At 51.9% G+C, this 524-nt stretch carries 2 protein-coding genes; one reads left to right on the forward strand and one right to left on the reverse strand.

Going from position 1 to position 524, the window contains the following annotated elements:
• A partial coding sequence (locus QMM04_RS23035; protein WP_282997219.1) for a DUF5983 family protein occupies positions 1-187 on the forward strand: 187 nt, incomplete at its 5' end.
• A gap of 41 nt (positions 188-228) precedes the next feature.
• Here QMM04_RS23035 and QMM04_RS23040 read toward each other — a convergent pair.
• Positions 229-524, reverse strand: a 296-nt coding sequence (locus tag QMM04_RS23040; protein ID WP_282997221.1) for a hypothetical protein, incomplete at its 5' end; no start/stop codon positions are given.

Genomic DNA, 524 nt, shown 5'->3' on the forward strand with positions numbered 1-524 from the left:
GACGACCAGCGGGTTTCTTATCCGCGTATCAGCCAGAACGGATGCTGCAGCACAACTCAGTGAAGAAGGGCTATCTGGTGATTTCTGCCGGGTTATCACCTTTCTGACCGAAAAATGCCAGTTTGCGATGATTCACTTCGACGCAGATGCAGAATTACTGGAAGAATTTAACGTTCATAACTGGTAGAAAAAACATCCGGCAGGTGATTATTCTCCTGCCGGATACCATCATGACGCGGGCTGTTCGTCCTGCGGCGTGCTTTTCACCTGAGCCGGTTCAGCCTTTCGCGGCTGCCGTTTTTTCTTTCCATTGCTCTCATTGATTACGCCGGAAATTGCTTTTTCACTGAAGCGGAATTCCATGGCATCCAGCGCCGCCTTGATATCCGCCACGGTGTAGCCCTTCTCCTTTGCCAGCACCAGAATGGTGTCTTTCAGATTTTCCAGTGCTGCCTCGCGCGTGATGCGCTGTGGCGTCAAATCCGGCAGGTTTTCCAGATTCCTGCGCGCCTCATCCAGTTGCT

It is taken from the genome of Pantoea sp. Pa-EAmG, assembly GCF_030024295.1.
Lineage (GTDB): Bacteria > Pseudomonadota > Gammaproteobacteria > Enterobacterales > Enterobacteriaceae > Pantoea > Pantoea dispersa.